Genomic DNA, 26,383 nt, shown 5'->3' with positions numbered 1-26,383 from the left:
ACGTGTTTTTAAGTTGTAAAGTTGAGTTAATTTATTTTTTGTTTGTCGCATTGATGATATATTTATAGTTACTAGTTTATTTTTAAGGCAATTGAGAGGATAGAGAGCACCACATAGAGTGCCATATCGAAACGTGTAATTGCCTAGACAAGTAAATGAAATAGAATCAAGTCACACATAAATTTCATAAAGATGCAAAACAAAACCGTAGTAAAATCACTTATTTTAGGTTTCTCCCTACTCATAAGCTTTTCTTTATTGGGATTTTTTATTTTTAAGGGGCTAAAGACCTTTAGTGATAAGGATCGGGTTGTAACGGTAAAGGGATTAGCTGAAATGAATATGATGGCAACTTCTGCGACTCTCGTGATTGATTTTGCAATTTCAGGTGATGATTTACAGCAAATAATCAAGCAAACAGAGGATAAGAAAAATGCAATTATTGCCTATCTAACTACACTAGGATATGCTCAAAATGAAATTAAGGTTGCTAATGTTGGGGTAAATGACCAAGAAAAATACCATGAACTTCGTTGGGAAGATGGGAGACAAGTATCCGTAAAAATAGATCGCTATACCCTCACACAGCAACTAACGATTGAAGCAAAAGACATCAAAGAGGTAGAAAATAGAGCGGCTCAAATCAAACTAGAGTTAATCAGCAAAGGCTTGACTTCAACGATAGAACCGATTTATTCTTTTCCGGAATTAAACTCGGTTAAACCAGAATTAATAGCGGAAAGTACAAAAAATGCACGTATTGCAGGAGAGCAGTTTGCCAACGATTCTCAAGCAAAATTGGGAAAAATAAAGACCGCTTCACAAGGACAAATCACTATTGTGGGAAGGTATTATTACGATGAAGAGAATCCGAATAATGCACTGACGGAACCCTATATTCAAAAAGCTAGAGTAGTCAGTACCATTGTTTTCTTTTTAGAATAATCGAAATCAGATACTCCTACAGGAAGTTCTTGTTTCATGGATCAAGAAGTAAAAGAATAGAATTGATATTTTATTGTTTTATTTTTTAGAAGCAATCCTGTTTATAGCCTATAATTCACAAGGAATTATAGGTTTTTTCTTTTTTTGGTTGATACATCCTGGAGTACTAGAACAATTTCATATCTCCATCTTTAATCCAGTGTTTCTTTTTCATGACCGCATAAATCAGGTAAGATAAAACCATGGGCAATATAAGTTGTAAACTTACAATTGCCAGGAGAATATAGGTGGTAGAATACGTGTCTTTCATGGCATTAAAGGTTCCGATTTGACCCACTAATCCACAGCTTCCCATACCAGATTCTAAGGCAGTATTTTGCATATCAAAAAACAAAATGGCTATGGGACCTAGGATAGCAGCCGTTAAGGTTGGGGGAATCCATATTTTCCAATTTTTGTAGATATTGGGCATTTGCAGCATACTGGTGCCAAGACCTTGTGCTAATAAGCCCTTTATGCCATTGTCTTTATAGCTAATAGTAGCAAACCCAATCATCTGTGCACAACAACCAATCGTAGCGGCGCCTGCTGCTAAACCATCCAATTGCAACATCAAACACAGCGCTGCAGACGAGATGGGTAAGGTCAAAACCATCCCCACGACAATGGCTATCACGATTCCCATAATCAGGGGATTAGAAGCCGTTGAAAGGATAATTACTTGCCCGATCCATTGCATCACCTGATTGACACTGGGACCAATCCATTGGGCTAAAACAACGCCAACTAATACCGTGACGATGGGGGTAACCACAATGTCAATTCTTGTTTCACCTGCTACGGCTTTTCCAATTTCGACCGCAATAATGGTTGTAAGAAAGACACTTAATGGACCTCCCAATTGATAAGCTGCTACGCCCACGACAGCAGAAGAGAATAGCACCAATTGAGGCGCTCTTAAACTATAAGCAATTGCCAAGGCTAGTACCGGACCTGTTGCCTGATTGGCAAAAGGCCAAACCATCTCTTTTAAAAAAGCAATATTACCTTCTTCTCCTATGGTTTTTAGGATTGTACCTACGAGTAAAGTAGCAAATAATCCATAAGCCATGGCTCCCATAGCATCAATAAAATATCGCTTACTTGAAATTTGGATGTCTTTTTTTTGAAGAAACTCTTGCATGAATCGGTTGATTTAATAGAAAATAATAGTCCTCAATCCGCTGTTGATGAAACAGAAGTACAATAACTTATACGGATGTAGAACTGAATTACTTTGACATGCTAATATAGGTTGTAAATTAGTATTTTCATTCACAAATTTAAAAAATGAAGGCTTCCAATATCGCTATTTAATTCGTATTATCTCGTCTAGTATGCCCCGTCCAGTAGGTCTTCCCGACGAAGGAGAGGGCACATCGGTTATTCAACCCTAGTGCTCTATCTAGTCATCCCGTCCAGTATGCCCCATCTAGTATGTCATCCCGACGAAGGAGGGATCGCATCAGTTATTCAACGCTAGTTACTCAAACCAATGATTCCACAGTATTGCATGAGCGCAGGATGCGACCTTTCCTGCGTCAAGGTGATATACGTGGTGTGAGTTATTGAATGAAATACAAACTGAATCTATTAACCTTTAAACAAACGGGGTACGACCCCATAATACTTTTTAAAAGCAACGGTGAAGTGTTGTGGATTCTTGTATCCCAAATGCTCAGCTACCTCGTTGACATACCATTTTTGATCTAATAATAGTCGCTTGGCCTCAAGCATTCTATAGGCTTTAGCATATTCAAAAATAGTGGTTTGAAACACGGTTTTAAAACCAATAGTCAGTTTTTTGATATTTAATCCTACTATTCGACTTAGTTGCTGAATGGTCAAGGGAGTTTGGATATTTTGTTCGATTAGGACCTTAGTATATTGAATTTGATCTAACTCCCGTGCAGTTAGCTTAGGTAGGTCCTTCGTTTTATCAAAAGCATCGACTTGCAAGACCATTAGTTCTGTAATCTTAGCTTCTAAATACAATTTTTTTAGATGCCCTTGGTAGGTGTCATCTTTCATCTCTTGAAGTAAAGCAAACATTTTAGGGGTAATATTTAAACTGCGATCAGTCCAAACATGGTTTTTCTTCATTGTCTGGTTGAGAAACTGTTGTTGAAAATCATTTCCATCTTCAAAAAAGCGTTCAAATAAACTTCGGGATAACATAATTTCAATAAATTTCCCTTGGGTTTGTGTAGGATTCATGACTACTTTCGTTTCACAATTATTGTGAAACATCAGACTGTGTTCTCCCGATTTCAGACTAAAAGATCCTCCTTCATCACAAAAACAACTAGATTCCCCCGAAAGTCGAAAGTGCATCTTTAACGCATCATTTTTAACATCAATGAGGAGATTCTGATCTTTTTCGAGTTCATAATCACAAGAAATAACCTCAACGCGATCGAAAGACTTTTCATTAAATACAAAAGTAGCTTTATTCTCAGGCACACGTATGGCTCTTACTTCTTCTGTAAGTCCTGCATTGTCCTTGGGGAGGCTTAAATCTCTTTTTATAGTTAGCGGTTTAGTCATAAAGTTTGGATTGCGTCATATTGAGTTTGGATTGCGTTAATTCCCTCGTTCAATCTGCTGATACCTTTACACAAAATTAGTAAAACTAAAGCAAAATGAGACAGATAGAACAACAACATTATGACGTTATTGTGATAGGTGGAGGCCAGGCTGGATTAGCAATCAGTTATTTATTAAAACAAGAGAAGATCAACCATATTGTAGTAGAGAGAAATCAAATCGCCAATTCTTGGGTTCATCAACGTTGGGATTCCTTTACGCTTAACACCCCAAACTGGATGAATCTCTTACCAGGCATGGTACTTGCTCCAAATGAAGATAGAGAAGCTTTTAAAACCAATGCACAATACATTGATACCTTAGTGGGATATGCAAAAGAGCACGATTTACCTGTGATAGAACAATGCGAGGTTACTGCAGTACATAAGGGCAAGGATCGCTATGGTGTCATGGTTCGCTATCAGGAGACTATGAAAACGCTATCAGCTAATCAAGTTGTCGTCGCCTCTGGGCAGATGAGTGATTGGAAAAATCCTTTATTCGCTTATCCTATTCCTTCAACAATTACGCAAATTAACGCGGCTGAATATAAAAACCCAACACAAGTGAAGGGAAACGTGTTAATTGTCGGGAGTGGACAATCAGGGGTACAACTGGCAGAAGAGCTTGCAAAGGCTGATTATACGGGCAAAGGGCAACTTTATTTAGCAACTAGTGAAGTAGGGCGTTCCCCTCGTAGGTATAGAGGAAAAGATATGATGGAATGGTTGTCTCTGATGGGAGTAATGGATATGCGTATGGATGAATTAGAAGATGCCAATATCAGTCGACAAACCCAACCCCAAGTATCAGGAGTAGGAACTTATGGACACACAGTAAGCTTACAATCCCTACACAAAATGGGGGTTACACCTGTTGGTAAACTGTTAACCAGTACTGAGAAAGGCTTTACTTTTAGTGATGAGGTCAAACAACATATTGCTTTTGCAGATCAAGGATCTGAAACATTAAAATCAAAGGTAGATTCCTTTTTAAAACTAACGAATCAGGATGATTTATTTCCACAAGATGAAATCGATGAAGCAGATTGTCCTGATGTAAACTTCAGTGCAGCCAGTTCATGTACAGCCTTATCTTTTTCAGCAATTGATACCCTAATATGGGCGATGGGGTATCAAGCTTCGTTTTCTTATTTGCATATTCCCCATGTTTTAAATGAAAGGGGATTCCCCATACATACCAATGGAGTATCGCCACAACCAGGGTTGTACTATTTGGGGTTTCCTTGGTTGATTAAACGTAAATCGGGCATTATATACGGCGTTGCAGAAGATGCACAAGCCATAAAAGAAGTACTATGTCACTATAGAAACAGGTCAGTTACAACAGAATAAAGACAATCTAGGCTATAAGTATAATAAGTATAGCGGCAATTACAGTTCACTTAAAAACAGCGTTAGTAAGACTACACGCTGTTTTTAAGTGAACAATATTCCGTCTAGTTGAATAATTTAGCCTTATTTCCGATGATTACCATGATAATTCCGAAGAGAGAGAATAAGGCAAACGAGTATCGAAGGTCAAACGAGGAGGAGATAAAGCCAATAACAGGAGGCCCTAGTAAAAAGCCTAAAAAAGAAATGGAGGAAACTAAGGTCAGCGCAATTCCAGCATGAACCGTAGGATGTTTACCTGCAATACCATATAAGGTTGGAACACTACAAGACCCTCCAAGTCCGACGAGCATAAAAGCAAAAGTAGTAAGAAGCAAATGGGGAAAGAAAACAGCAAGCAGCAAACCCGCACTCATCAAGATGCCCGAATATTGAATGACCTTTTTATGGCCCAATGTTGCTACAAGTCGATCACCTAAAAATCGACCGATTGCCATCAGGAGGACAAAAGAAGTATAGCCGAGAATAATCAAGTGTTCTGGGGCTTGAACAATCGCTTGAAAGTAGACACCACTCCAATCAAACATCGCACCTTCAATCGCCATACTCAAGAAGCCAATAACCCCTAATTGAATGAGCGTTTTATCTAACTGTTTGAAAATAGATCCCTTTTCTTGTTTTTTATTTGGTGTTGGCTCAACGGTTATCAATCGGTTGTAACTAAAAATCCACAGCACCATCACAAGTAGGTAGACGAGTAAAAAATGCGTGGAGGTAGAAAGCGTGTAATGCAACATGACTAAAGCGAATAAAGCGCCAATAAATCCAGAAATACTCCAAGCACCATGAAAGGAGGACATCAGGGGTGTGTTCAGCTTAGCCTCTAATTCTACGCCTTGTGTATTGATTGCAATATTGCATAGGTTACCTAAAACACCAAAGAAAAATAGGCCTAGAGCTAATTCGAAATAACGAGTAGAAAATCCCAAGAGAATTAAAACAAGAGGATAAAGGAGGAAGCCATAGTGCACGCTGCGTTTACTTCCATAAGAACGGATGAGTTTTGCAGCTAAAGGCATGGTACTTATTTGCCCAATAGGTAGAAGTAAGAGTAGTGTACCCAGTTCCGCATCTGTAAGATTGAGCTGTGTTTTTATACTCGGTATTCTACTTGCCCAAGAAGATAGGACAAGACCATGTGCAAAGAAAAAAAGAGAAATAGCAACACGCGAGCTATTGTATTTTTTGGAAAAAATAAACCCCATAGGTATTGGAATAAGTTAAACAGGGACGAAAGTAGGATTTACGAGAGTGGTTGGAATGTTCCATTTTAAGGCTTTTATATTCCATTTGAAAGATTTGATACATGAAGTGTCAGATTTAATAACTACACTCGTTTTGGTTTTTATATTTTTACAAAAAAAACGACAATGCATCTTTTGAAAATTTCGGAACTCAATACCCAATATCAGGTATTTTATCCTTTTTTAATGGAAGAGTTTTTTCTTGTGGAAGCACAAGATGAGACAACATTGTCTTTCTTTGAATTGCAGTATCAATTTAGAGGACTTGTGCTGGTGTATTGCACTCAGGGTTCGTTGTTGATTAAGATGAATAAAGTAGACTATCACGTAGAACAAGAAGCGATACTAACCATCTTACCCGAGATGACAGTAGAACCTTTGTCTTATAGTGAAGATTTTAGGGCAACCGTTTTTTTGATGTCCTATGACTTCATAGAGAAATTCACGATTCTTCCGGAGTTCATCAGCAATACTGAGGTTTTAAATTCGCCTCTGTTATATGCTACTGCACAAGATCAAGAAATGATTGAGGAGCTTATGACATTAATTGTGAAGTACTATCGACAACCAAAAACCATTTTATTGAATCAGTTGATTCAATACCTTGTTTTTTCACTCCTTACAGGAGTAGCGAAGTCATACCAATCATTGACCAAAAAAGAGAATCTACAAAAGAACAGAATCAATCAGATTACAGATGCTTTTTTTGAATTATTGCAGGAACATGGCGATTTGCAACGACAGGTTTCATTTTATGCGGAACAGCTGCATTTAACTCCTCAGCACCTTAATTCGTTAATTAAAAAAAGAACAGGAAAATCCATCAAGTCTTGGATTGGTTTTGTGGTAATTAATAAAGCAAAGGAGTATTTGACGATGACTTCTTTGTCTATTAAAGAGATTAGTGATAAAATGGAGTTTGCAGATGCTTCTCTTTTTTGTCGCTATTTTAAACGATACATTGGGCAAACCCCTAATGCATATAGAAATCAGTAAATAAGAATAGATATGAGAAAAGTTGTACTCTATATTGCGATGAGCCTAGATGGTTATATTGCGAATAAGGAAGGAAGTGTGGATTTTTTAGATGATTTTCAAGGGTTAGATGAAGGCGATTATGGCTATCAAGATTTTGTGGATACCATAGATACCTGTATTATGGGAAGTAATACCTATAAGGCGATTATAGGATTTGGATATCCGTGGCCTTATATGGATCAAATGACCTATGTGGTTACTTCTAACCCGTCATTTGTAGTAGAGAGTCCACAGACTCAAATTTTGCCTGCAGGATTGCACGAAGCTATTCAAGCGCTGAAAGAGCAGGCTAGCGCGAAAGATATTTGGCTTGTGGGTGGAGGTCAACTCGTGAAAAGTTTATTGAATGCGGCATTAGTCGATAAAATGATTATTACCCTTACACCGAAAATCATAGGGGAGGGAATTCGCCTATTTCCCGATCAATTGGTCGCTTCCAATTGGAAATTAACCGCACAAGCTTCTTTTGATTCAGGCATGACTATTTTAACCTATGAGAAGAAATAGAATCACCCTACTAAATTCGTAAAAAGACGTATATCTGTGTCCCCCTAGTTGTTTTTCAATCGTTATACAGTACATGAAAATACTTGAAAATCGATGAAAACAATTTTACACCTTACCTCGAGTGCAAGAGGAGAACAGTCGTATAGTACGAATTTAGGATTAGCTATTATCAAGCGTTTAGAAGAACAAGAACAGGAAATTACAGTGGAAACGTGGGATTTGGTTCAACATCCACCACCGTTATATACCCCTGAGATGATTCAGAGCTTTTATATTGCCCCAGACCAACCTGCATATGATTCGATTCCAACATTAGCCTATGCCAATCGAGTAGTGGACAAGATCAAGCAAACAGATATCCTGGTGATAAGTACACCCACGTATAATTTTACTGTTTCGGCTCATTTAAAAGCGTGGTTAGATCAATTGGTTCGTGTAGGAGTAACGTATACGTATGACGAGGAGGGAAATCGAGTAGGACTGATTACACAGAAAAAGGTCTATTTGGCCATAGCGTCTGGGGGAATACAGCCAACAGGAATCGTTCCGGATTATTTAGCGGATTATTTGAAAGCTGTTTTGAAGATTTATGTTGGCATTACAGCTGTAGTGACCTACCGAATAGAAGGAACCGCTTTTCCTAATTTTACACCTGATTATACAGCCCTAGTAGAAAATTTTCAATAGGATAGGAGTACAAAAATAAGAGCTATTGCCTTTATGGGCGTAGCTCTTGTTTATTTTTTATTTTGGTGTTGAGTTAGTTCCGCTATCTTTTTGTGTACTACATTTTGCTCTGCAAGTGATTGGGGAAATTCCAATGCTTTTTGATACAAGTGAATTGCTTTGCTTGGATTAACTGTTGTATAGAGATACCCCAACAGCTCATAATAAAAACGGTTGTTGAGAAGTCCCAGTTTTTCAGCTTCTTTTATTCCTGCTGCAGCCCCGTATACTTGGGCAAAAGCAAAGGTGCGATTTAAGGCCGTTATAGGAGAGTATTCCACTAAGATTAATTGATTATATAACCCTAAGATAGAAGTCCATTTTGCAGGATTTTGCGTCGTATGCCAATAGGCAATAGCCGCTTCCAAATGGTATTTTGATGTTTCCTCTTGATTGGTCGCTTGTACGAGATAATAATTCCCTTTGTCTATTAGTGCTGTGTCCCAATCTGCTATTCGTTGTTGGTCAAATAAAACAAGTTCGCCCTGATGATTTATTCTTGCATCCAATCGCGAACTTTGATAGCAAAGTAAAGCAAGTAAAGCGTTGGTTTCTGCCGTATTAGTACTGTCATTTGCTGTAAGCATGACCGTTAATCGAAGGGCTTCATAACAAAGTTCTTTTCTGATAACCTGATTGTGGTTGGTAGAAAAATAACCTTCATTAAAAAAGAGGTATAGGGTTTTATGCACCTGAGGCAACCGCTGGGCAAGTTGAGTCGGTAAAAGCGCTTTAATTTCAAAATTACTGGCTCTTAACTGATTTTTTGCTCTGAAAAGTCGCTTCTTAATTGTTTCTTTTTGGGTCAGTAGTGCATTGGAGATTTCGTCTATACTGAATCCACATAAAATTTGTAGCGCTAAACAAAGCTGCCCTTCAACAGGGATGATGGGATCACAAATAGCAAAAATCATGGCCAATTGACTATCCGTACTAGTCGTTGAATCTAGTTCAATCAGTACATCCTCTTGATTTGTGTTTTGGCTTATCTGGCTTTTTACTTTTTGATCAAAAACAGCCTGATGTTTAAAGTAATCTTTGGTTTTGTTTTTGGCAACGGTATACAGCCAAGCTTCAGGATGTTGAGGTATTCCTTCCGAGGTCCATCGTTCAGTTGCTTTTAAAAAAGTATCACTGACAATATCTTCTGCTATTTCAATATGTGCTAAGCCAAAATGACGGCATAGTACAGCCGTCATCTTTGCATATTGTTCTCGAAATAGATTCGGAAGTAATTCCTGAACTTTTGTTGAATGATTCAAATTAGTTGCGTTTTAAAATTTCTCGTACTTCAATACTTCCTCCAATTTTGAAGATGGGATTTTCTTTAGCAATTTCAACGGCTTCTTCGATTGTTTCCGTTCGGATGACAATATAACCGCTTAAGAACTCTTTAATCTCTGTGTAAGGCCCATCGGATACAACTTGGTTTGCTTGAATGTGCTTTGCACTTTCTTTCGTAGGTAAAAGCGTATTGCCTTGGTCTACCAATTTGTTTTGTGCCGCAATGCTAGCGAGCCAATTCATGCGCTCTTGCACTTGTTCTGGAGAAGGTTTCGCATCAGCCACATCCTGTAATCTGAAAATAAGCATAAAATCTTTCATGGTCTTTTTATTTTAGTATTTACTCTAGGACGATTGAACCTTCCCAAAGGGGACACTAATTTTTATCGAAACACTAATTTAATCAAAAATAGAGGATATGGCGTGTCGCTATAAGGGAAAAATGTTGAAAACAACAACGTATAGCCCGTAGACCATACGTTGTGACAGAAAGCTGTATATTGAAACATCGTCAGTTACCTTAACGTGATTGCAAAAGCTGTAGCTAGTTCCATTCGAATGGCCTCTTGGATTGCATTAATCTCTTCGTTGAGTAACGTTCTTTCGTTTGATCGATAAGCGATACGGTAGGCCAAAGAGGTTTTACCTGTTTGAGTATACGTATCTACTAAGGTGATACTTTCAATTAAATCACGTCCCTTTTCTCGTATAATCTCACAAAGATTGTTGTATTCTATCCAGTTTTCTTCTCGGTTTGTCGCATAATCATGAACCCAGAAAGAGATATCTTTAAATACAGGAGGAAATTTAGAATACGCTTTAAATTTCACCAATCCATTTTTAAATTGAGAGAGGAAACGATCATCTTCGCTCCAGAAATAACGGATGTCGGGAATACCGCAGAAAGACATGACTAAACGATCCAAGCCTAAACCAAAAGCCCAACCTGTAGCCTCAATGTTACACTGCTTTAAAATATCGGCGTGTATGACTCCTGCGCCAAGTACTTCCATCCATTCCCCATCTTCCATAACTTCTATTTGTAAAGAAGGGGAGGTAAAAGGGAAGTAATCGTCCAAGAAGCGATAGGCTTTTCCAGGATATAAAAATTGAATTAACCCCAGTAGGGTTTGTTTTAAATCGACTAAAGCATCCGTTCCATGAGGGAGTATTTTTACCACTTCCATCTGGTGAAAGACAGGGTAATGTGTTTTATCAATGGTGTCTTTTCGATATACATCCCCAGTCACAATGAATTGATGATGTCCTTGCGTTAACAGCTGGTTCTGATGTGCTGAAGTTTGGGTGCGCAGGACAAAATTTTCATTGACGTAATAGGTATCATGGGGAGAACGCGCCGGATGATCCAGTGGAACCAATAGTTTATCAAAATTATCCTGTATAGATACAACCTCTTCCAAGTGATCAAACACGGTAAAATCGCTAAAGAAAGACTGAATCTTTTTCTTTAATAAATAAATGGGATGCGACGGATTGTTGTGAAGTTTTTTTCTTCTTTTTTCGTGAATTGGGTTCGAAATGTTGTTCATATGCATTGAATTTGAGTTTCAAATACAGGAATACTGCATTTGCTATTACAAGACACAAAAGTAGGTGCATTGAAACGATTATCTTGTTCATTTAGTTGACTGTTGTATTCATTTTTTACGATTTTAAATCCAAATTAAAGTGTTTCTCGTATTTTATGTTCTTTTATTTAGATATTTGTGTATGACATTATTCTTAAGTTTAGATCAACTTTACGCGTTACATGAGCTAGATTCATCCTTACAAGGAGAGGGGATGTTCCTGGTAGACCATACCGATGTACCCGTTAACCAATATGCCTATAGCAGACATCAATTTGAAGGTCTGTTGCTCGGTTTTGTATTAAAAGGAAGCATGAGGACACAAGTTCACTTTTCAGAATATGAAGTGAATCAAGGGGATGTCATACTCGCCTTGCCTCATGTAATGATTGACGTCAAAGCAGAAAGTGAAGATATTGAGATTATTACGATTGGGTTATCGATTAATTTGATTAGTTCCATTCCTCAGTTATGGGAATTTGTCAATAGTGATAAAGTGCGTTCCAATCCTTTACTTCATTTTCATTCAGAGCAACAAGAAGTACAAAGGGAGTTTCTGTTGTATCTACAGCGATTTTATCACGCTACTGCTAGTACCCAAAAGAATACCATTATCAGGTATCATCTGCTTGCGTTGATGCATATGATTATGGAAGCTCATGAAGGGCTAAGTAGCAGAGTAAATGCAATAAAAGATCGCAGTACAACGATTATAGATGAGTTTTACACATTGATTTCTAAACAGGCGATAGCACATCGAGATATCCATTTTTATGCAGAAAAATTGAACTTAACACCCTCTTATTTAACTACTTTATTGCGTAAAAAGACGGGTAAATCCGCATTGAAATGGATCAATCATATTGTCGTACTACAAGCAAAATCGTTATTAAGAACAACAGATTTATCAGTGAAAGAAGTAAGTAATCAGCTTAATTTTCAGGATCCCAGTTTGTTTTGTCGGTATTTTAAACAACATACAGGACTATCGCCTAATGGCTTTAGAAAGCAAGGATAGTTGTAGTGTTTACTAGAAAGTAGTAAGAGTTCAAGACTAAAAAAGAAGTTTGACTATTAGAGAGAAAAGTAAGAAGATGAGGTAGATTGCTGTACCCTATTTGAACCTAAAATAGGATACAGTCTAACTACGTATTGCTATATACCTCACCTGACATCATCGTTTTATAGTAGTGCGATTCCGTTCGTTTAAAACTTTCATAACTTCGAAAGCCACTAGCCAAAATAATATCCACTTCATTTAAGTTACTCTGGTCCAAGGTTTCTTTTAAATCCAAATACTCTTTAAATCTGCATTTATTGATAAATTGAGAGAAATTCATTTGATAGGTGGTATTGATAAAGGAAGACAGATAGGTTCTATTCGTCATTAAATCAGGCAACAGATCTGTAATTTTTAATTGAGGATTTAAAAATGGTTTTTCAGTAAAAAGATACTGTTCAAAGGTTGCTTTATCTATGACAACTTCTTTGTATTTTTTGGTTTCTACCTCATCAGAATCAAGGATAATATCTTCATAAACGAGATTGAAATTTTGGCTGAAAATATTGTAACATAAACTAATATTAAAAAACATAAATAGAAAGTTGGGAATCAATTGACCAAATAGCAAGCTGTTCTTCATATCGGGAATCAAGTAGAACAAAATAGGACCAGGGTATATCAAAATACTGATTAATAATATATTATACATCCAAGTCAAGGAGTTTTGACTGGTGTCTGAAGAATAATTACTAATGTGTTTTCGATATCTAAGGAGCCTGTAAAGCGCTAAAGACAAATACACTGTATTGTATATAATTCGAGTGATGATTCTACCATCATCAAAAAATAAGGCATTTTTGAGATTGATTTCATTCCCAGGTACTAAAGGCGTGTGAGGCATTACCCTAGAATAGATGATATAAGAGATACCAATCAAAAAGCAAATGACATAGTGGTAGTAACTAAATTTCTCATCTTTTTTCAATCTTGATAATTTAAATACAATATGATAAAAAATAATAGGCAGTAATAAAACGGATTGAAAATTCAAGCCTTTAAACCACCAGTATAGTTTTAAATCAAAGACATAAAAAAAGATAGTAACAAAGAAAATGATACTAACGATGTAAAAAGACATCAACGCGATGGATAATCTTTTCGTGAAAAAGTCTAACGAATGATCGTATACTTTTAGCGTAATCAAGACCAAACAAAATAAGGCCGAAAAAATCGATGCCGAAAAAGAAATCACTAAGAATAAGTATTCGAAATCCATAATTTTATTGATTTAGGTCTATTTTATTTTGATGAATGATTTGTTTGGATCTTTGGTAATGCCTATAGTTGGAAAAACCAGCGAGAAGGACTATTTCCTCAAGACCTAATTCAGGCTTGGTTTGAAGCAATTCTTCCACTTCTTTTAATCGCCATTGATTGATAAATTGGCTCACATTGGTATGAAACGTTACATTGATGAATTTGGAAATATACGTTCGATTAATACTAAAATGTTTGACCAAGTCATCCAGTTTAAAACTTTTGTTTAAATAGGGTTTATCTTTTGAAAAATAAGTGAGTATATCTTCTTGTGTCAGCAAGCTAGTTGCTTCTACGTAAGTATTGTCATAGGCAGATTCAACAGGTAAATTATCTATAGCTCCTTTGTTGTCAACTGTTACAATTTGTCCCGAAGGCAACATAACATTGGTTCGGTATTGACTAACTAATTTATTGACGATGTTTTTTTGTAATAGGTTATAGGTTACGACAATATGTTGTAACGGAATTAATAGGATAATGGCAATGTCAATAGATAGGATTTTATGATTATTGAATGTGAATAGGATGGAAAAGATGGTTCTCAAAACCAATAATAAATGAATCCAATTCAATTGGTTCGCATGAAACATCAAACCAAACTTTTCTCTGTTGTATTGATATAATCTCAACCAACATAAGCTAGTATAATAGATCATCGTTAAGGAGGTATAGATATAGAGGTAACGATAAAAGAAAGAGTACAGGTCTAAATCTTTATATCCTTTTGTAGAAAGCAATACATAGACCAAAATAATAGACATGATAAAGATGGCTAATGTTAGTTTATAGTGAAAGCGATTAAACGCTTCTTTACTTGGTAATATATAGCATATAAAATGATAGAATACAACTTGTGTAAGGTGAATCAACAAGAAAAAAACAGGCACAAGAAATAACCTACCTTTATAATGTTCTAAAGATATATTGGTGAGTAACCACATAAAAATCATCAAGAGATAGTATCCGCCGAGTGTCCAGCGAATTTTATTCTCTGTAGCAGATAAACTCTTGTGAAAAACAATGATAAAAATGATGCCGCAAGTCATTGCGGAAATCATGGGGATCGAAATCAATAAGTATTTTAGAAGATCCATCGTTTTAATATGATTAATCATTTAAATTAGTTCTAATTTAATAATTTATCGCCGTATAGGCAAGTAATTATGTAGGTTCTACAATAGTCTTTTTGGGGTCAAAATGCCATTGTTTTTCAATGAAATAAGATTGAAAAACAATGGTTCATCTGGTTGAATACAAGATGAGGAAGCCTGTTCTACAAACCGAAAGCGGGTAGAAAAGGTTAGGTGCTAACCCACAGATGCTATGGAGTTAGTGAAAAATTAAAATAAGGGGTGTTTTTTTATTGGATGGGATGGTATAATCCTTTACAGTGGAATATCTCAATAACGTCTTTAGCAGCAACTTTTAGTTTACTTGTTGGTGTAAGCTTCAATACCAAGTGATTTGCAGTAGGATCAAGGTGTACTAATTCGCTATGAACAAACCCTTTATCCTTGATAATCATGATATACGGTTGATTGAGCACTAAATTACTTCCCTCCACTTTTTTGCAAAAATAAAAACTCAACTTACTTTCTAGCTTAATTATATTGGCTTTAGGAAGTTGAATGATAATATCAAAATCAACATGCTGCGGAAAATAAACCTGAGGTAGATTGTTCCATTGAAAAGTAGGATTAAAATAGTATTCCCAATGATTGGTAAGATAAAGAAGAGGAATTTCTTTCAAATCTTCTTTTACGTTGAAGGTGTGGTAATTGTCATAAAATATTTCATTTAAATCAAGCTGATATTGTTCACACAAGCGTAATATTCTTTCGTATGGGATAGAATTGCGCATTTTCCAACTCGATAACGTATTGGCCTTGACATTAAATGCCTCGGCTAACTCCATTCCTTTTTTTATCCCTAATCGCAATTTGAGCTTTTCTAGTATGTTCTCTGTCGTAGTCAGTTCAAAAATCTTTTTCATAATCATCACTATATTAGAAACACAGGCTAAGCAGGTGTTTGATTCTACACAGCAAAAAAACACGCTATTTGAGAATAAAATACGTCAAAGCGTAAAAACCTATTTTCTTATTGTATATGCTGTTTTTAGCATCGTTCAAATCGGGGTAAATAAGTAAATTTTACTTTTTTTACATTTATTTAATTGATTTTAAATCAGTGTATTGGGTGTTAAAAATGGTAAATATTTAAACGTACCTGCTACAAAAGGATGACTGGATTTTTTTTGGATTTTGTCTGAATATGACGAACATTCAAGACTAGTTTTAGCGATTTTAAAGGATGGTTAGCTTTAGTATATGTGATTTTTTTTACACCTGGTCATCCTACTATAGGATAGCATGATTTTGGAGGTATTGGTTTATCCTGCTGTTGCTTGATTTTTGTTTGAACTAGTTTCTGTTCGGTTGTAAAAATGAAGATTATAAATTCGCATTTTTTCATTTCAAGAAGTTAGAGAAGGTGCTTAGAGTTCAATATTTGCCTTAATTGGCTCAATCCGGAATAAAAATTATTGTTTGTAAAACAGGTCAAATTCCCAGTGTTTAATGGAGACAAAATAATTTTACCTTTTATTATATCATCTGTCTGTTTGTTTTTACACTTTGTAAATCAATTCTTTAGGAGCCAACCTACATTTGCACTAGTCCAATACAGGAAATGCTAATAAGACATGGGTTTTGGATATCATTTTTTAATAATTAAAATATAAAATGTATGAAAAAAGTAACGGTAATGCTTGCTTTAGTAGGCTCTGTTTATGTAGTTAACGCACAAGTGGGAATAGGAACACCGAGACCTGCAGATGCATCACAATTAGAGATTAAAGCAGCAGATAAAGGAGTATTAATACCGAGAATAGCATTAACCTCTACTGCCGAATTTAGTCCTATTCAAGGAGCTGAGGTAGAGAGTCTTTTAGTATACAATACCAATACGACAACGGGTGAAAATGGTGTTGAACCAGGATTTTATTTTTGGGTAGAAAAAAGAGTAGGCGCTACTCCTGTTGAGGCTCATTGGGAGCGAATTGTAGATCAAATGACTTTGGATGAAGCTATTGGTAGTATTACGAATATACAAGGAGATATAACCAAAGTAATTGAATTGCTAACCAAAGTCTATCCTTCTAATAATTTAGTTGATCCAGCAGTAAGTGATGATACCTTAGGTGGAGGACTGATTTATACGCCTGGTCAAGAAGCAAATGGTGAAAATCCAGCAGTAGCACCTAAAATAGAATATGTATACTACGATGGGACCAACTATAGAACCAAAGATATTACCTCAGATTTGGTTACATTAATCAATGGGCATGAATCAAAAACAACTATTTTAGAATATCCTGCAAATGCCGCTAAATTCTACTATATAGCAGAAGAAACTATTATTGCAAACGGTGGAATAGTGCCAACTACACCTTTTGAAACAGATGGTACTACTTTGCGACCAGGTGTTGTATTTATTGATGTACCTGAATCAGTCATCCAAAATATTGAAACAATATTGGATGGAACGACAACGATACTAAAACCAGGGACAACTAATGAATATTATACGGTTGAAGAGATTATTAAACTAATAGCTTCAGAAGTTGAAGGAAATGTTATCTATAAAAATATTGGTGATGATACAGATCCAAATTGGGTTTTCCAATATTTCGATGGTACGCAATATGTGACTATTAATTTAGCCGATGTATTAGAAGCCTTAGAAACGAAAACACAAATAAAAAGAGCCGTTGCTGTAGCTGATAGAGATGATCTTAGTTATGAAGATAGCAGAACAGCACCTATAAAAGCTGACATTAAAAAGGGAGAAATTTACTATCAATATAGCGCAGAAGGTGGAGCTGTTGATTATATCAATGTAACAGCAGATATTTTGACTTCCATTACCAATAACGAAGAAATTCGCAATGAAATCAACGAGATTATAAATAACATCATTCGCCAAGGAGGAAACGTTTATTTTACTGAGACGGCTATTGCAGCGGCAGATAATGAGGGCGTTGAAGTTCCAGCAAATAGTTTATTTGTATTAAAAGAAGTAGGAGGAGTAGAAGTTAAAACACCGATTGATATTTCAGGAACTGTATTTCAAGTTATTGTCGACAATAGTGTGGCCATCAAAAAGATCTTAGGTGATAAAATTGTAAACAATACAGTAATTAATACAGGAAATCAAGAAAATGGAAAAGATATCTACCTCTATAAAGGAACAACTGATATTGAAGCAAATACTGCGGTAACTTCAGGAGTTACGATTGAAAATTTCCTTGATGGAATGACACAAGTTAGCGATATTATTAGCATTCGATTGGCTAAAAATGGAAACTATATTACAAGTAATGTAACCGATCTCACAATTAGTGGTGCTCAAGTCGATTTTTATATTGGAACGGGTAGTATGTATCATGCACTACCTGGTGGAACGTATCAAGTGGTGATTGAATTTACAGCTCAATAGGAACAACACCCATACATTTGCCTGTTTCTCATCAAGAGCAGGCAAGTGTTTAAACTAGAATGAATACGAACACGCTAATGCATCGATGATGAGGAAGTAATACTTCATTTGCATGCATTAGGGAAAAATAGAAAAGTATGCTAAATAGATGGTTACATTTGGTTTGCATTCTTTCTTCCTCTTGTGTCTTGGGACAAGTAGTCAATCAAGGCAGTTTATACATTTTACCTCATACAGAACTGTCCACGTATTTCAGCTTTGAAAACTTGCCTACGGCTCAGACTTTCAATAATGGTGTCTTTGTTGTACATCAGGATTTCATTAATCACGGACTGTATGACTATTTGAATGAGGGGAAAGAATTTGGAAAAACGATTTTTACTTCTGCTCAAAGACAACAGATAAAAGGAGCGGTTATCCCTAAATTTTATGATGTCGTTTTTGATAATACCTACCAAGGGATTGCCTTTGAGGTTTCATCTGGGCTGATTGCACAGGGAACGGTTGATTTTAATCGAGGAATTGTACGGCTGATGTCTTTGGATCAATCTTTTGTATTTGAAGATGGCGCTCAAGCTCAAAAGATGAGCAACCATAGTTATGTGGAAGGATATGTAGATAAAATAGGAAATACCCCCTTTGTGTTTCCTATTGGAGATCAGGGATTCTATAGAAATAGTACCATTTCTGGGCCCAAAAATAAGAAGGATGTGATTGCAAGTAGATATGTACGATCTGATTTGGGTTTTTTTACTACTCATCACCAAAAATCAGAGGAAATAGAAAGACTAAATACGCAAGAATATTGGGAGCTTCAAGGAAATAAAGGAACACAAAGTGATATCATTCTCTCCTTGGAGTGGAATGAGGATACAACACCACTGGAGATTATTCAAACAGCAGAAGAGAATTTAAGTATCCTACGTTGGGATATAAAAGAACAAGCCTGGGTAGATGAAGGCGGTGTAGTTGATATGGCAAACAAGCGCGTGACGACACCAACTAGGATTCGAGATTTCGGGTTCTTTACTTTAGGGACGGTCAAAAAAGATTGGATACTAGGAGGAGATGTAGTCATTTACAATCTCGTTACGCCTAATGGCGATGGGAAGAATGATTATTTTATCATTGAGAATATTCACCGCTATCCTAACAATAAAGTTGAGATTTTCAATCGTTGGGGAACTCGTGTTTATGAAGCAAAAGGATATGATCCCAAAGGCGACGGCAGTACCCAAGTATTTAGAGGGTATTCCGAAGGTAAGGCTACGCTAGATAGAGGCAGTAAATTACCAAGTGGTACGTACTACTATATTGTTACCTATGAACAGGTAGATGAGAAGGGCAGTCGTCTCATTAAAAAAGCAGCCAATCTGCACTTGGAGAACAATTAAAATTGCACAAATGAAAAGAAAAAAAATGCGAATAGGATCGATACTTCTTGTTTTAGGTCTACTCAACCTATCTCAAGCTGTTGCTCAACAAGATCCTCTTTATACCCAATATATGTATAATCCAGCCATTGTCAATCCAGCTTATGCAGCAAGTGTGAATCACTTGCAATTCTTCGGTTCTTATCGTACTCAATGGGTTGGACTTGATGGGGCACCTAAGACAGCTTATATATCAGCAACCACCCCATTAAATGATTCCGGTTTAGGAATGGGATTCCATTTCAAAAATGATCATTTAGGCGTGATGGATGAGAATCAATTAGCGATTGATGTAGCGTATACCGTGCAGGTAAATCAGGAATATAAATTAGCTTTTGGATTAAAGGGAAGTGGAGCTCTTTTGGATGTGAATTACGATAAACTAAGGATATACGATGGAACAGATCCTATGACAGCCACTAATATCTCTAGTGCGTTTGCTGGTAATGTAGGAGCAGGGGTATACTTCTATTCCGATATTGCTTATTTGGGATTATCCGTACCTAGGATTGTCTCAAGTAAAAAATACGATGACAATGCGTACCGCGTCTACAACGAAAAAGCTCATTTCTACTTGATGGGAGGTTATGTTTTTGATTTGAATTATTTTATCCAATTTAAGCCTGCCGCTTTGGTGAAGGTAAATCCATCTTCACCCCTACAAGTCGATCTGACCGCCAACTTTTGGTTCCATGAGAAATTTACGTTCGGTGCAGCCTATCGTTGGGATTCTTCTATCAGTGGTTTGGTTGGATTTCAGCTGAATAAAGGGCTATTTATCGGTTATACCTATGATGCAGATACTCGTTCACTATCCAACTATCACTCGGGTTCTCATGAAATTTTCATGAAGTTCGAATTATTTACTAACAATAGAAGAAAAGTAGCCCCTCGATTTTTCTAAATACAAACAATTATGGTTCAATATTTATATAAAAGTGTTTTGCTTTGTTTGTGTTTGACCAGTCTAAATAGCTTGGGACAAACGCGAAAGGAAAGAAAAGCAGATCACAATTTTGATACCTATGCTTATATAGAAGCCATCAAAGTTTATGAGAATATAGCAAATAAGGGATTTATAAATACCTCAATCTTAAGTAAACTAGGGGATTCTTACTATTTCAATGGCAAGTTGGTTGAAGCACATCAATGGTATGCTAAACTCTTCGAGGATGATTATCCAGCTAAAGACTTGGCTACGTTAGATAAAGAATATTATTATCGCTATGCTCAAACGCTCAAAGCTATTGGAGAGCCCGAGAAGGCAGATGCAATCTTACAAGAATTTGCATCAGTTGCAACGGCTGATTCACGCTCTATATTATTGCTCACCCATACGGAATTAGAACAGCAAACGATATCAGCCTCCCGTTTTGCAATGGCGAATCTAACAATCAATAGTCCATATTCAGATTATGGTGCTACGCTTTTAGATGATCAATTGATATTTACTTCTTCTCGTCCAAATGAAGAAGTACCGAGTAAAGTACATCCTTGGACTAACGAGCCATACACCCAATTGTATGCCACAACCCTAACAGCAGATGGAACTTTCACACCCCCCATAGTCTTTGCAAAAGAAATCGCTTCTAGCGAGCTAAATAGAGGAAGTGCTGTATTTATGCAAGAAGGAAAGCGGATGTATTTTACGAGTAATAATGGATTAATGACGGGAAGTAAACGCGCAAAATACGACAAAGAGGATACTGCTCTAGTAAAAATTTACCAAGCAACGAAACAGGCTAATGGGCATTGGGGTAATGTAGAAGAATTGCCTTTTAATATGGAAGGATACAATACCGCTCATCCTGCATTGACTCCAGATGGCAAGTGGATGTATTTTGTTTCAGATCGACCAGGGAGTGTAGGAGCATCGGATTTATTTCGCGTGGCTATATATGAATCAAATCGGTTTGGGGCTGTTGAGCATTTAGGAGATGCAATTAATACTGCAGGACGTGAAACGTTCCCCTTTATTTCAAAGGAATATAACTTGTATTTTTCAAGCGATGGACACCCTGGGTTTGGCGGATTGGATGTATACAAAGCAAAAATCAACCACGATGGACGTTTGGGTGTAGTTGTAAATGTAGGACCAGATCTCAATAGTTCGTTTGATGATTTTGGATTTTACATTGACAATGCATCAAACAAGGGTTTTGTATCTTCCAATAAAGAAGGAGGACAAGGAGGAGATGATGTGTATCTCATTGTAGAGAAACCGTGTATTCAACTTGTGATGGGAATTGTCTCAGATTTGGATACACAACAAGCCTTAGAAAAAGCAGAGGTACAGGTAATGGATACCATGCAACAACAAGTGAATCAGGTTAATACTGATGAAGAAGGCTATTATCGTTTGAATCAACTCCGCTGTGGGCAACACTATCGTATTCGCATAAGTAAAGCAGGCTATTTTACGAAAGAACTAACGCTAACAATAGATCGAAATCAACAACGACGCCTTGATATTGCATTGGAATCCAGTAATATAACAGTAGAATCAGGAGATGATTTATTCAAAAAATTAAAGTTAGAACCGATTTACTTCGATTTTGCTCAATTTGCTATTCGTCCAGATGCTCAAATAGAATTGATGAAAGTGGTAGACGTCTTGCAACAATTTCCCAACTTACATATTGAGATTCGCTCCCATACAGATAGTAGAGGAGATGATACGTATAATTTGATGTTATCCGAACGTCGAGCTCAAGCAACTAGACAATGGATTATAAAACAGGGAATTGACGCTACTCGATTGAAAGCTAAAGGTTATGGCGAAAGTCAATTGCTCAATGAGTGCAGCAATGGAATTCCTTGCGAGGAAAGTCAGCATCAACTCAACAGACGAAGTGAGTTTATTGTTGGGGAGTAAGGAGTACTGAAGAATAAAATAAATTTAAAAGAAAGAACACAATGAAAACGAAATATTGCACTATACCTCTAGTTGTACTACTCTTAGGAGTATCAACTACGTTGTTTGCACAAACGGGGATTAACACCAAGAAACCTTATGGCGTGTTTCATATTGATGGAGCGTCTAGCGTAGAAACTACTAATCCATTACAGGCCAAACCAACGATTCTGCAACAATCAGATGATTTTATTGTATTGGAATCTGGAAGTGTAGGCGTAGGAACGATTGAACCTCACGCGTCTGCTCTTTTGGAATTAAAATCGGATAAAAAAGGAATTTTAATTCCCAAAGTGACTTTGACTAATGCCACAGATGTTGAGACCGTCAAAGACCCAGAAAAAGGGTTGATGGTCTACAATAAAAAAACAACAAATGGCTTACAATATGAAGGTTTTGTGTATTGGGATGGAGCACAATGGAAAACTTTAGCAAATGACGTTTTAGCCCCACCAAAAGTGGCTACTTTACATTGTAATGAAGCAGTGTTATCACCTGCGGTATTGAAATCAGGAGTGCCTTATGTTGGGTATTTAACAATTCCTTATTCGCAGGGAAATGGAGCCACGTATGAAGAGGGAAGTCCATTGAGTTCTTTTGGAAATGGAGGGCTAGTGGCAACTTTAGAATCAGGGAAATTGGCTCAGGGAAATGGAAAACTAACGTATAAAGTAGTGGGAACTCCTACCAATGACGGCGGAGAAACAGGTAAGGCAATTTTTAGTCTTGATTTTGGTGAACAGCATTGTGTGGCATTAGTGGGAGAAGCTCCTGCTGGAAACGCAGGGGTTAAAACAGAAAAAATAGTTTATTCCGGTTCTCAGCCTGATCAGAATCAAGTAGTAACAATTGGACGATTCCAATTTCGATACGCTACTAGTAGCAACAACACCAGTGGTTGGGGACCACAAATTGCCTTAGCTAATTCTGTTTCTATGGGAGAAACGTATGAAATAGGGGTTGATAAACGTCAAGGGAATAGTGTTAATGTTAGTTTTTATACCAAAGAAGTTACTTTAACTAATAGAAATGATTTTAAATTCATGGGAACTAGTATGGGAGCAGGGGATGTTACAGGAGTATTTACGTATTATATTGGCGATATCGCCAATAAAACATTGTATAAAATAACCTTTTATCATACAGGACCTCGAGGTCGAGGAGGTGTATATGCTATTCTAGCTGAACAATATTATTAATTGATTCCCTTTTTTTCTTTTTCAAAAAGCATCAAATCATTTTGGTTTGATGCTTTTACTAATGGTACGAAAAGCCAAAAGATAAATGTCTTTTTTTACGAAATGCCCTGTTGTTTTTATCTTTTTTTAGGCTGAAAAACACAGACTTAATCAACTTTGTAGACTAAATAGTAGAAAAGAAGTTATGAAAAAAACACAATACATCGTTCAAGTAGTTCTATACCTATTTTTCGTTAGTAGCTATGCCCAAATAGGGATTAATACTCCTGCTCCAGATTTGTCTGCTGCATTGGATATTACGGCTACAGACAAAGGTTTTTTACCCCCAAGAATCGCCTTAAAAGGAATAAAGGATACTATAACCATTGTAAAACCTGCATCGGGTTTGTTCATTTATAATATAGCAACAACAACGAATGGGCAAGAGGCTGTAAACCCAGGATATTACTATTTTTCAGGTACTACATGGGTTAGAATTGGAAATACGGAAAATACGTGGAGTACACAAGGTAATTCAGGTATTAATGCTAGTAATCAATTTATAGGTACGCTAGATGATGCGGATCTTGTTTTTAAGCGAAATAAAATCAACATGGGGTTTCTGGCATCTGAAAATATAGCTTTTGGGCGTGAGGCACTTATGGCTTTAACAACAGGGAGACATAATGTTAGCCTTGGATCTTCTACCTTGACTAAAAATACAACCGGCTCATTCAATACTGCTGTAGGAAGTGGAACCTTAAGCCAAAATTTAACGTCTTATAATACCGCTATTGGTAATAATGCTTTACTGAGTCTTTCTTCTGGAGATGCGAATACCGCTGTGGGAAATGGAGCGGCTCAAAATTCGAGAAATGGTCGAATGAATACCTCCATGGGGCATAATGCCTATTATCATGGATATGCAGGCGGACACAATACCATGTTGGGCAGTTATGCCGGATTTAATAATTATTATGGCAATTACAATACCGTAGTAGGAGCAGAAGCAATGTACAACAATCAACACGGAAACTACAATGCCGTTTTAGGAAAAGGAGCTCTGTATCAACTAAAGCCATCAGCAGCCAATCAAGGAGATGCTAATGTGGCGGTAGGAAATGATGCTGGACTTAATTTAACTAAGGGGAATCAAAATATCTTTCTTGGTGCTCAAACGATAGCTAGTGATCCAGCAGGAGATAATCAATTGAACATCGGAAATAGTATTTATGGGGTAGATATCAATAAAGGCAATACGGCAAGGATTGGAGTCAATACGGCTCAACCGAATGAATCCGCTATTCTCGATTTAAGTAGCACAAATCGCGGATTTTTACCTCCTCGAATTGCTCTTAAAGGAACAGATGATCTAACGACGATTAAAACACCTGCTCAAGGCCTATTGATTTACAATACCGCACAAGTAGAGAAAGGAACATTTTCTGTTTCGGCAGGATACTATTATTTCGATGGACTTCATTGGGTTCCTTTTCGTTCAGAACAACAAGGGTGGGGAACGAGAGGAAATTCGGATACTGATGCAGAACAGGATTTTATGGGGACAGTTGACAATCAGGATGTTGTATTCAAAAGAGGCAATGTAAGAGCGGGATTATTGAGTTCGATTAATACCTATAATACCTCTTTTGGAGTCAACACCTATAAAGGAACGCCCAAAGGAAGTTATGTGGGGCGATGGAATACGGCTATCGGGTATGGTGCTTTATCTGGAAACAATGATGGAGGAAGGGTTACGGGACATGATAATACCGCAGTGGGAGCAAATAGTTTAAGTATAAATGATAATGGTAGAAATAATACCGCCGTTGGTTCGGAAGTGTTGAAATCAAATATGACAGGTAGTGACAATACAGCTCTTGGTTTTCAAGCGATGATTTCCAACCGCATTGGAGAGGAAAATGTGGCAGTAGGGCGAAGTGCTTTAAGTGGAAATAGCGAAGGGAGCCAAAATACTGCGGTAGGGTTTCACGCGTTGAATCAGAATATTTCAGGGAAGTTTAATACCGCAGTTGGGTATTTGTCAGGTGTAGAAAATGGCTATGGAATTATATATAATACAACAGCAATAGGAAGTCGAGCTAAAGTATACCGTTCCAATGTTATTCGCTTGGGCGATAAAGAAATTACCAGTATTTACGGTCAAGTGCCTTTTGGGAGTATTGCTGATGCTAGATCCATGAGCGAAAGCCAACCGTTGGAGTTAGGATTAAATTTCATTGAGCAATTAGAACCCTTAGAATACATCCGATTGACTAATAGAACAAGGAAAAAAGAATGGGGAGTTTTAGCGCAAGATATACAAGCCGTTTTAGAAACAATGGGGTATACCAATGCTGCACTCATCGAATCTGAGGGAAGTCAAGAGCAGCTTTTGCTCCTGCGATACAGTGAGTTAATAGCCCCCATGATTAAAGCTATTCAAGAACTCTCGGAAGAAAATAAAGAATTAACGAGACGATTGGAAGTCTTAGAAACACAACACTGATTCTTTAGTCGTACATGGAGTGATTTTTGTTGTAAGGAGTGAGACTATTCTTAAAAAAGAGGGGGAGAATGTAAATTTGCATTGTTTACTGTAGGCATAAAAATAGCGCTAAAGTATTTTAACTTTAGCGCTATTTATACTTCTAAAAGATAG

Annotated in this window: 21 protein-coding genes; 12 read left to right on the top strand and 9 right to left on the bottom strand. The window is 36.9% G+C overall.

Annotated elements, in window-relative coordinates; all coding sequences use genetic code 11:
• Positions 1-192 precede the first annotated feature (192 nt).
• Positions 193-945, top strand: a complete 753-nt coding sequence (locus AWV75_RS09925) for an SIMPL domain-containing protein (RefSeq protein WP_060874209.1) — start codon at positions 193-195, stop codon at positions 943-945.
• Positions 946-1,111: 166 nt separating this feature from the next.
• Here AWV75_RS09925 and AWV75_RS09920 read toward each other — a convergent pair whose 3' ends face one another.
• Together AWV75_RS09920 and AWV75_RS09915 are read right to left on the bottom strand one after the other, a co-directional pair.
• Complete coding sequence (locus AWV75_RS09920) at positions 1,112-2,128, bottom strand: PTS transporter subunit IIC (RefSeq protein ID WP_060874208.1); 1,017 nt, start codon at positions 2,126-2,128, stop codon at positions 1,112-1,114.
• Between the two features lie 449 nt (positions 2,129-2,577).
• Positions 2,578-3,531: a helix-turn-helix domain-containing protein gene (locus tag AWV75_RS09915; protein ID WP_060874207.1), complete on the bottom strand. Its 954-nt coding sequence runs from the start codon at positions 3,529-3,531 to the stop codon at positions 2,578-2,580.
• Between the two features lie 95 nt (positions 3,532-3,626).
• Here AWV75_RS09915 and AWV75_RS09910 point away from each other — a divergent pair, with 95 nt between their 5' ends.
• Positions 3,627-4,925 carry an NAD(P)-binding domain-containing protein gene (locus tag AWV75_RS09910; RefSeq protein ID WP_060874206.1) on the top strand — a complete coding sequence of 433 codons (1,299 nt, stop codon included), beginning with the start codon at positions 3,627-3,629 and terminating at the stop codon, positions 4,923-4,925.
• A gap of 104 nt (positions 4,926-5,029) precedes the next feature.
• Here the strand turns inward: AWV75_RS09910 and AWV75_RS09905 are convergent, their stop codons facing one another.
• Positions 5,030-6,190 (bottom strand): MFS transporter, encoded by a 1,161-nt coding sequence (locus AWV75_RS09905; RefSeq protein ID WP_060874205.1) that lies wholly within the window; start codon positions 6,188-6,190, stop codon positions 5,030-5,032.
• A 165-nt stretch (positions 6,191-6,355) separates the two neighbouring features.
• On the opposite strand from AWV75_RS09905, the gene AWV75_RS09900 reads away from it, so the two are divergent.
• From AWV75_RS09900 to AWV75_RS09890, 3 genes are all read left to right on the top strand, one after another.
• Entirely contained in the window at positions 6,356-7,225 is an 870-nt protein-coding gene (locus AWV75_RS09900; protein ID WP_060874204.1) for a helix-turn-helix domain-containing protein, read from the top strand.
• Between the two features lie 12 nt (positions 7,226-7,237).
• A complete protein-coding gene (locus tag AWV75_RS09895; RefSeq protein WP_060874203.1) occupies positions 7,238-7,774 on the top strand; it encodes a dihydrofolate reductase family protein in 537 nt (178 codons plus the stop codon).
• Positions 7,775-7,867: 93 nt separating this feature from the next.
• Positions 7,868-8,461, top strand: coding sequence for an FMN-dependent NADH-azoreductase (locus AWV75_RS09890; RefSeq protein ID WP_060874202.1), 594 nt, complete (start codon positions 7,868-7,870; stop codon positions 8,459-8,461).
• Between the two features lie 50 nt (positions 8,462-8,511).
• Here AWV75_RS09890 and AWV75_RS09885 read toward each other — a convergent pair whose 3' ends face one another.
• From AWV75_RS09885 to srmL, 3 genes are all read right to left on the bottom strand, one after another.
• The gene (locus AWV75_RS09885) at positions 8,512-9,762 is read right to left on the bottom strand and encodes an RNA polymerase sigma factor (RefSeq protein ID WP_082711063.1); all 1,251 of its coding nucleotides are present in this window, start codon (positions 9,760-9,762) and stop codon (positions 8,512-8,514) included.
• Position 9,763: 1 nt separating this feature from the next.
• Positions 9,764-10,105 (bottom strand): YciI family protein, encoded by a 342-nt coding sequence (locus tag AWV75_RS09880; protein ID WP_060874201.1) that lies wholly within the window; start codon positions 10,103-10,105, stop codon positions 9,764-9,766.
• 194 nt (positions 10,106-10,299) lie between these two features.
• Positions 10,300-11,334 (bottom strand): PheS-related mystery ligase SrmL, encoded by a 1,035-nt coding sequence (srmL, locus tag AWV75_RS09875; protein WP_060874200.1) that lies wholly within the window; start codon positions 11,332-11,334, stop codon positions 10,300-10,302.
• A 181-nt stretch (positions 11,335-11,515) separates the two neighbouring features.
• On the opposite strand from srmL, the gene AWV75_RS09870 reads away from it, so the two are divergent.
• Positions 11,516-12,391: an AraC family transcriptional regulator gene (locus tag AWV75_RS09870; protein WP_060874199.1), complete on the top strand. Its 876-nt coding sequence runs from the start codon at positions 11,516-11,518 to the stop codon at positions 12,389-12,391.
• Between the two features lie 127 nt (positions 12,392-12,518).
• Here the strand turns inward: AWV75_RS09870 and AWV75_RS09865 are convergent, their stop codons facing one another.
• The 3 genes from AWV75_RS09865 to AWV75_RS09855 all read right to left on the bottom strand — a co-directional run bounded on the left by AWV75_RS09865 (position 12,519) and on the right by AWV75_RS09855 (position 15,689).
• Complete coding sequence (locus AWV75_RS09865) at positions 12,519-13,652, bottom strand: hypothetical protein (protein WP_060874198.1); 1,134 nt, start codon at positions 13,650-13,652, stop codon at positions 12,519-12,521.
• A gap of 4 nt (positions 13,653-13,656) precedes the next feature.
• Positions 13,657-14,811 (bottom strand): helix-turn-helix domain-containing protein, encoded by a 1,155-nt coding sequence (locus tag AWV75_RS09860; RefSeq protein WP_060874197.1) that lies wholly within the window; start codon positions 14,809-14,811, stop codon positions 13,657-13,659.
• Positions 14,812-15,056: 245 nt separating this feature from the next.
• Positions 15,057-15,689 (bottom strand): helix-turn-helix domain-containing protein, encoded by a 633-nt coding sequence (locus AWV75_RS09855; RefSeq protein WP_060874196.1) that lies wholly within the window; start codon positions 15,687-15,689, stop codon positions 15,057-15,059.
• 755 nt (positions 15,690-16,444) lie between these two features.
• On the opposite strand from AWV75_RS09855, the gene AWV75_RS09850 reads away from it, so the two are divergent.
• The 6 genes from AWV75_RS09850 to AWV75_RS09825 all read left to right on the top strand — a co-directional run bounded on the left by AWV75_RS09850 (position 16,445) and on the right by AWV75_RS09825 (position 26,230).
• The gene (locus tag AWV75_RS09850; RefSeq protein WP_060874195.1) at positions 16,445-18,196 is read left to right on the top strand and encodes a hypothetical protein; all 1,752 of its coding nucleotides are present in this window, start codon (positions 16,445-16,447) and stop codon (positions 18,194-18,196) included.
• Between the two features lie 137 nt (positions 18,197-18,333).
• Positions 18,334-19,590: a gliding motility-associated C-terminal domain-containing protein gene (locus AWV75_RS09845; RefSeq protein ID WP_060874194.1), complete on the top strand. Its 1,257-nt coding sequence runs from the start codon at positions 18,334-18,336 to the stop codon at positions 19,588-19,590.
• Positions 19,591-19,600: 10 nt separating this feature from the next.
• Positions 19,601-20,533, top strand: coding sequence for a PorP/SprF family type IX secretion system membrane protein (locus AWV75_RS09840; protein ID WP_060874193.1), 933 nt, complete (start codon positions 19,601-19,603; stop codon positions 20,531-20,533).
• A gap of 12 nt (positions 20,534-20,545) precedes the next feature.
• On the top strand, positions 20,546-22,504 hold the full coding sequence (locus AWV75_RS09835; protein ID WP_060874192.1) for an OmpA family protein: 1,959 nt from the start codon (positions 20,546-20,548) through the stop codon (positions 22,502-22,504).
• Between the two features lie 41 nt (positions 22,505-22,545).
• On the top strand, positions 22,546-23,742 hold the full coding sequence (locus tag AWV75_RS09830; protein ID WP_060874191.1) for a hypothetical protein: 1,197 nt from the start codon (positions 22,546-22,548) through the stop codon (positions 23,740-23,742).
• Positions 23,743-23,926: 184 nt separating this feature from the next.
• Entirely contained in the window at positions 23,927-26,230 is a 2,304-nt protein-coding gene (locus AWV75_RS09825) for a hypothetical protein (RefSeq protein WP_060874190.1), read from the top strand.
• The last annotated feature ends 153 nt before the right edge of the window (positions 26,231-26,383 follow it).

This window comes from Myroides odoratus (assembly GCF_001549985.1).
Classification (GTDB): domain Bacteria; phylum Bacteroidota; class Bacteroidia; order Flavobacteriales; family Flavobacteriaceae; genus Flavobacterium; species Flavobacterium odoratum_A.
This window is presented reverse-complemented; position numbering and strand designations above follow the sequence as displayed.

Bases quoted from the DNA above. Each gene is read 5' to 3' on its own strand.
- AWV75_RS09910 (WP_060874206.1), top strand. From the start codon at position 3,627: ATGAGACAGATAGAACAACAACATTATGACGTTATTGTGATAGGTGGA.
- AWV75_RS09890 (WP_060874202.1), top strand. From the start codon at position 7,868: ATGAAAACAATTTTACACCTTACCTCGAGTGCAAGAGGAGAACAGTCG.
- AWV75_RS09880 (WP_060874201.1), bottom strand. From the start codon at position 10,105: ATGAAAGATTTTATGCTTATTTTCAGATTACAGGATGTGGCTGATGCG.
- AWV75_RS09840 (WP_060874193.1), top strand. From the start codon at position 19,601: ATGAAAAGAAAAAAAATGCGAATAGGATCGATACTTCTTGTTTTAGGT.
- AWV75_RS09870 (WP_060874199.1), top strand. From the start codon at position 11,516: ATGACATTATTCTTAAGTTTAGATCAACTTTACGCGTTACATGAGCTA.
- AWV75_RS09830 (WP_060874191.1), top strand. From the start codon at position 22,546: ATGAAAACGAAATATTGCACTATACCTCTAGTTGTACTACTCTTAGGA.
- AWV75_RS09835 (WP_060874192.1), top strand. From the start codon at position 20,546: ATGGTTCAATATTTATATAAAAGTGTTTTGCTTTGTTTGTGTTTGACC.
- AWV75_RS09900 (WP_060874204.1), top strand. From the start codon at position 6,356: ATGCATCTTTTGAAAATTTCGGAACTCAATACCCAATATCAGGTATTT.
- AWV75_RS09850 (WP_060874195.1), top strand. From the start codon at position 16,445: ATGAAAAAAGTAACGGTAATGCTTGCTTTAGTAGGCTCTGTTTATGTA.
- AWV75_RS09915 (WP_060874207.1), bottom strand. From the start codon at position 3,531: ATGACTAAACCGCTAACTATAAAAAGAGATTTAAGCCTCCCCAAGGAC.
- AWV75_RS09855 (WP_060874196.1), bottom strand. From the start codon at position 15,689: ATGAAAAAGATTTTTGAACTGACTACGACAGAGAACATACTAGAAAAG.
- AWV75_RS09860 (WP_060874197.1), bottom strand. From the start codon at position 14,811: ATGATTAATCATATTAAAACGATGGATCTTCTAAAATACTTATTGATT.
- AWV75_RS09865 (WP_060874198.1), bottom strand. From the start codon at position 13,652: ATGGATTTCGAATACTTATTCTTAGTGATTTCTTTTTCGGCATCGATT.
- AWV75_RS09925 (WP_060874209.1), top strand. From the start codon at position 193: ATGCAAAACAAAACCGTAGTAAAATCACTTATTTTAGGTTTCTCCCTA.
- AWV75_RS09905 (WP_060874205.1), bottom strand. From the start codon at position 6,190: ATGGGGTTTATTTTTTCCAAAAAATACAATAGCTCGCGTGTTGCTATT.
- AWV75_RS09845 (WP_060874194.1), top strand. From the start codon at position 18,334: ATGCTAAATAGATGGTTACATTTGGTTTGCATTCTTTCTTCCTCTTGT.
- AWV75_RS09895 (WP_060874203.1), top strand. From the start codon at position 7,238: ATGAGAAAAGTTGTACTCTATATTGCGATGAGCCTAGATGGTTATATT.
- AWV75_RS09825 (WP_060874190.1), top strand. From the start codon at position 23,927: ATGAAAAAAACACAATACATCGTTCAAGTAGTTCTATACCTATTTTTC.
- srmL (WP_060874200.1), bottom strand. From the start codon at position 11,334: ATGAACAACATTTCGAACCCAATTCACGAAAAAAGAAGAAAAAAACTT.
- AWV75_RS09920 (WP_060874208.1), bottom strand. From the start codon at position 2,128: ATGCAAGAGTTTCTTCAAAAAAAAGACATCCAAATTTCAAGTAAGCGA.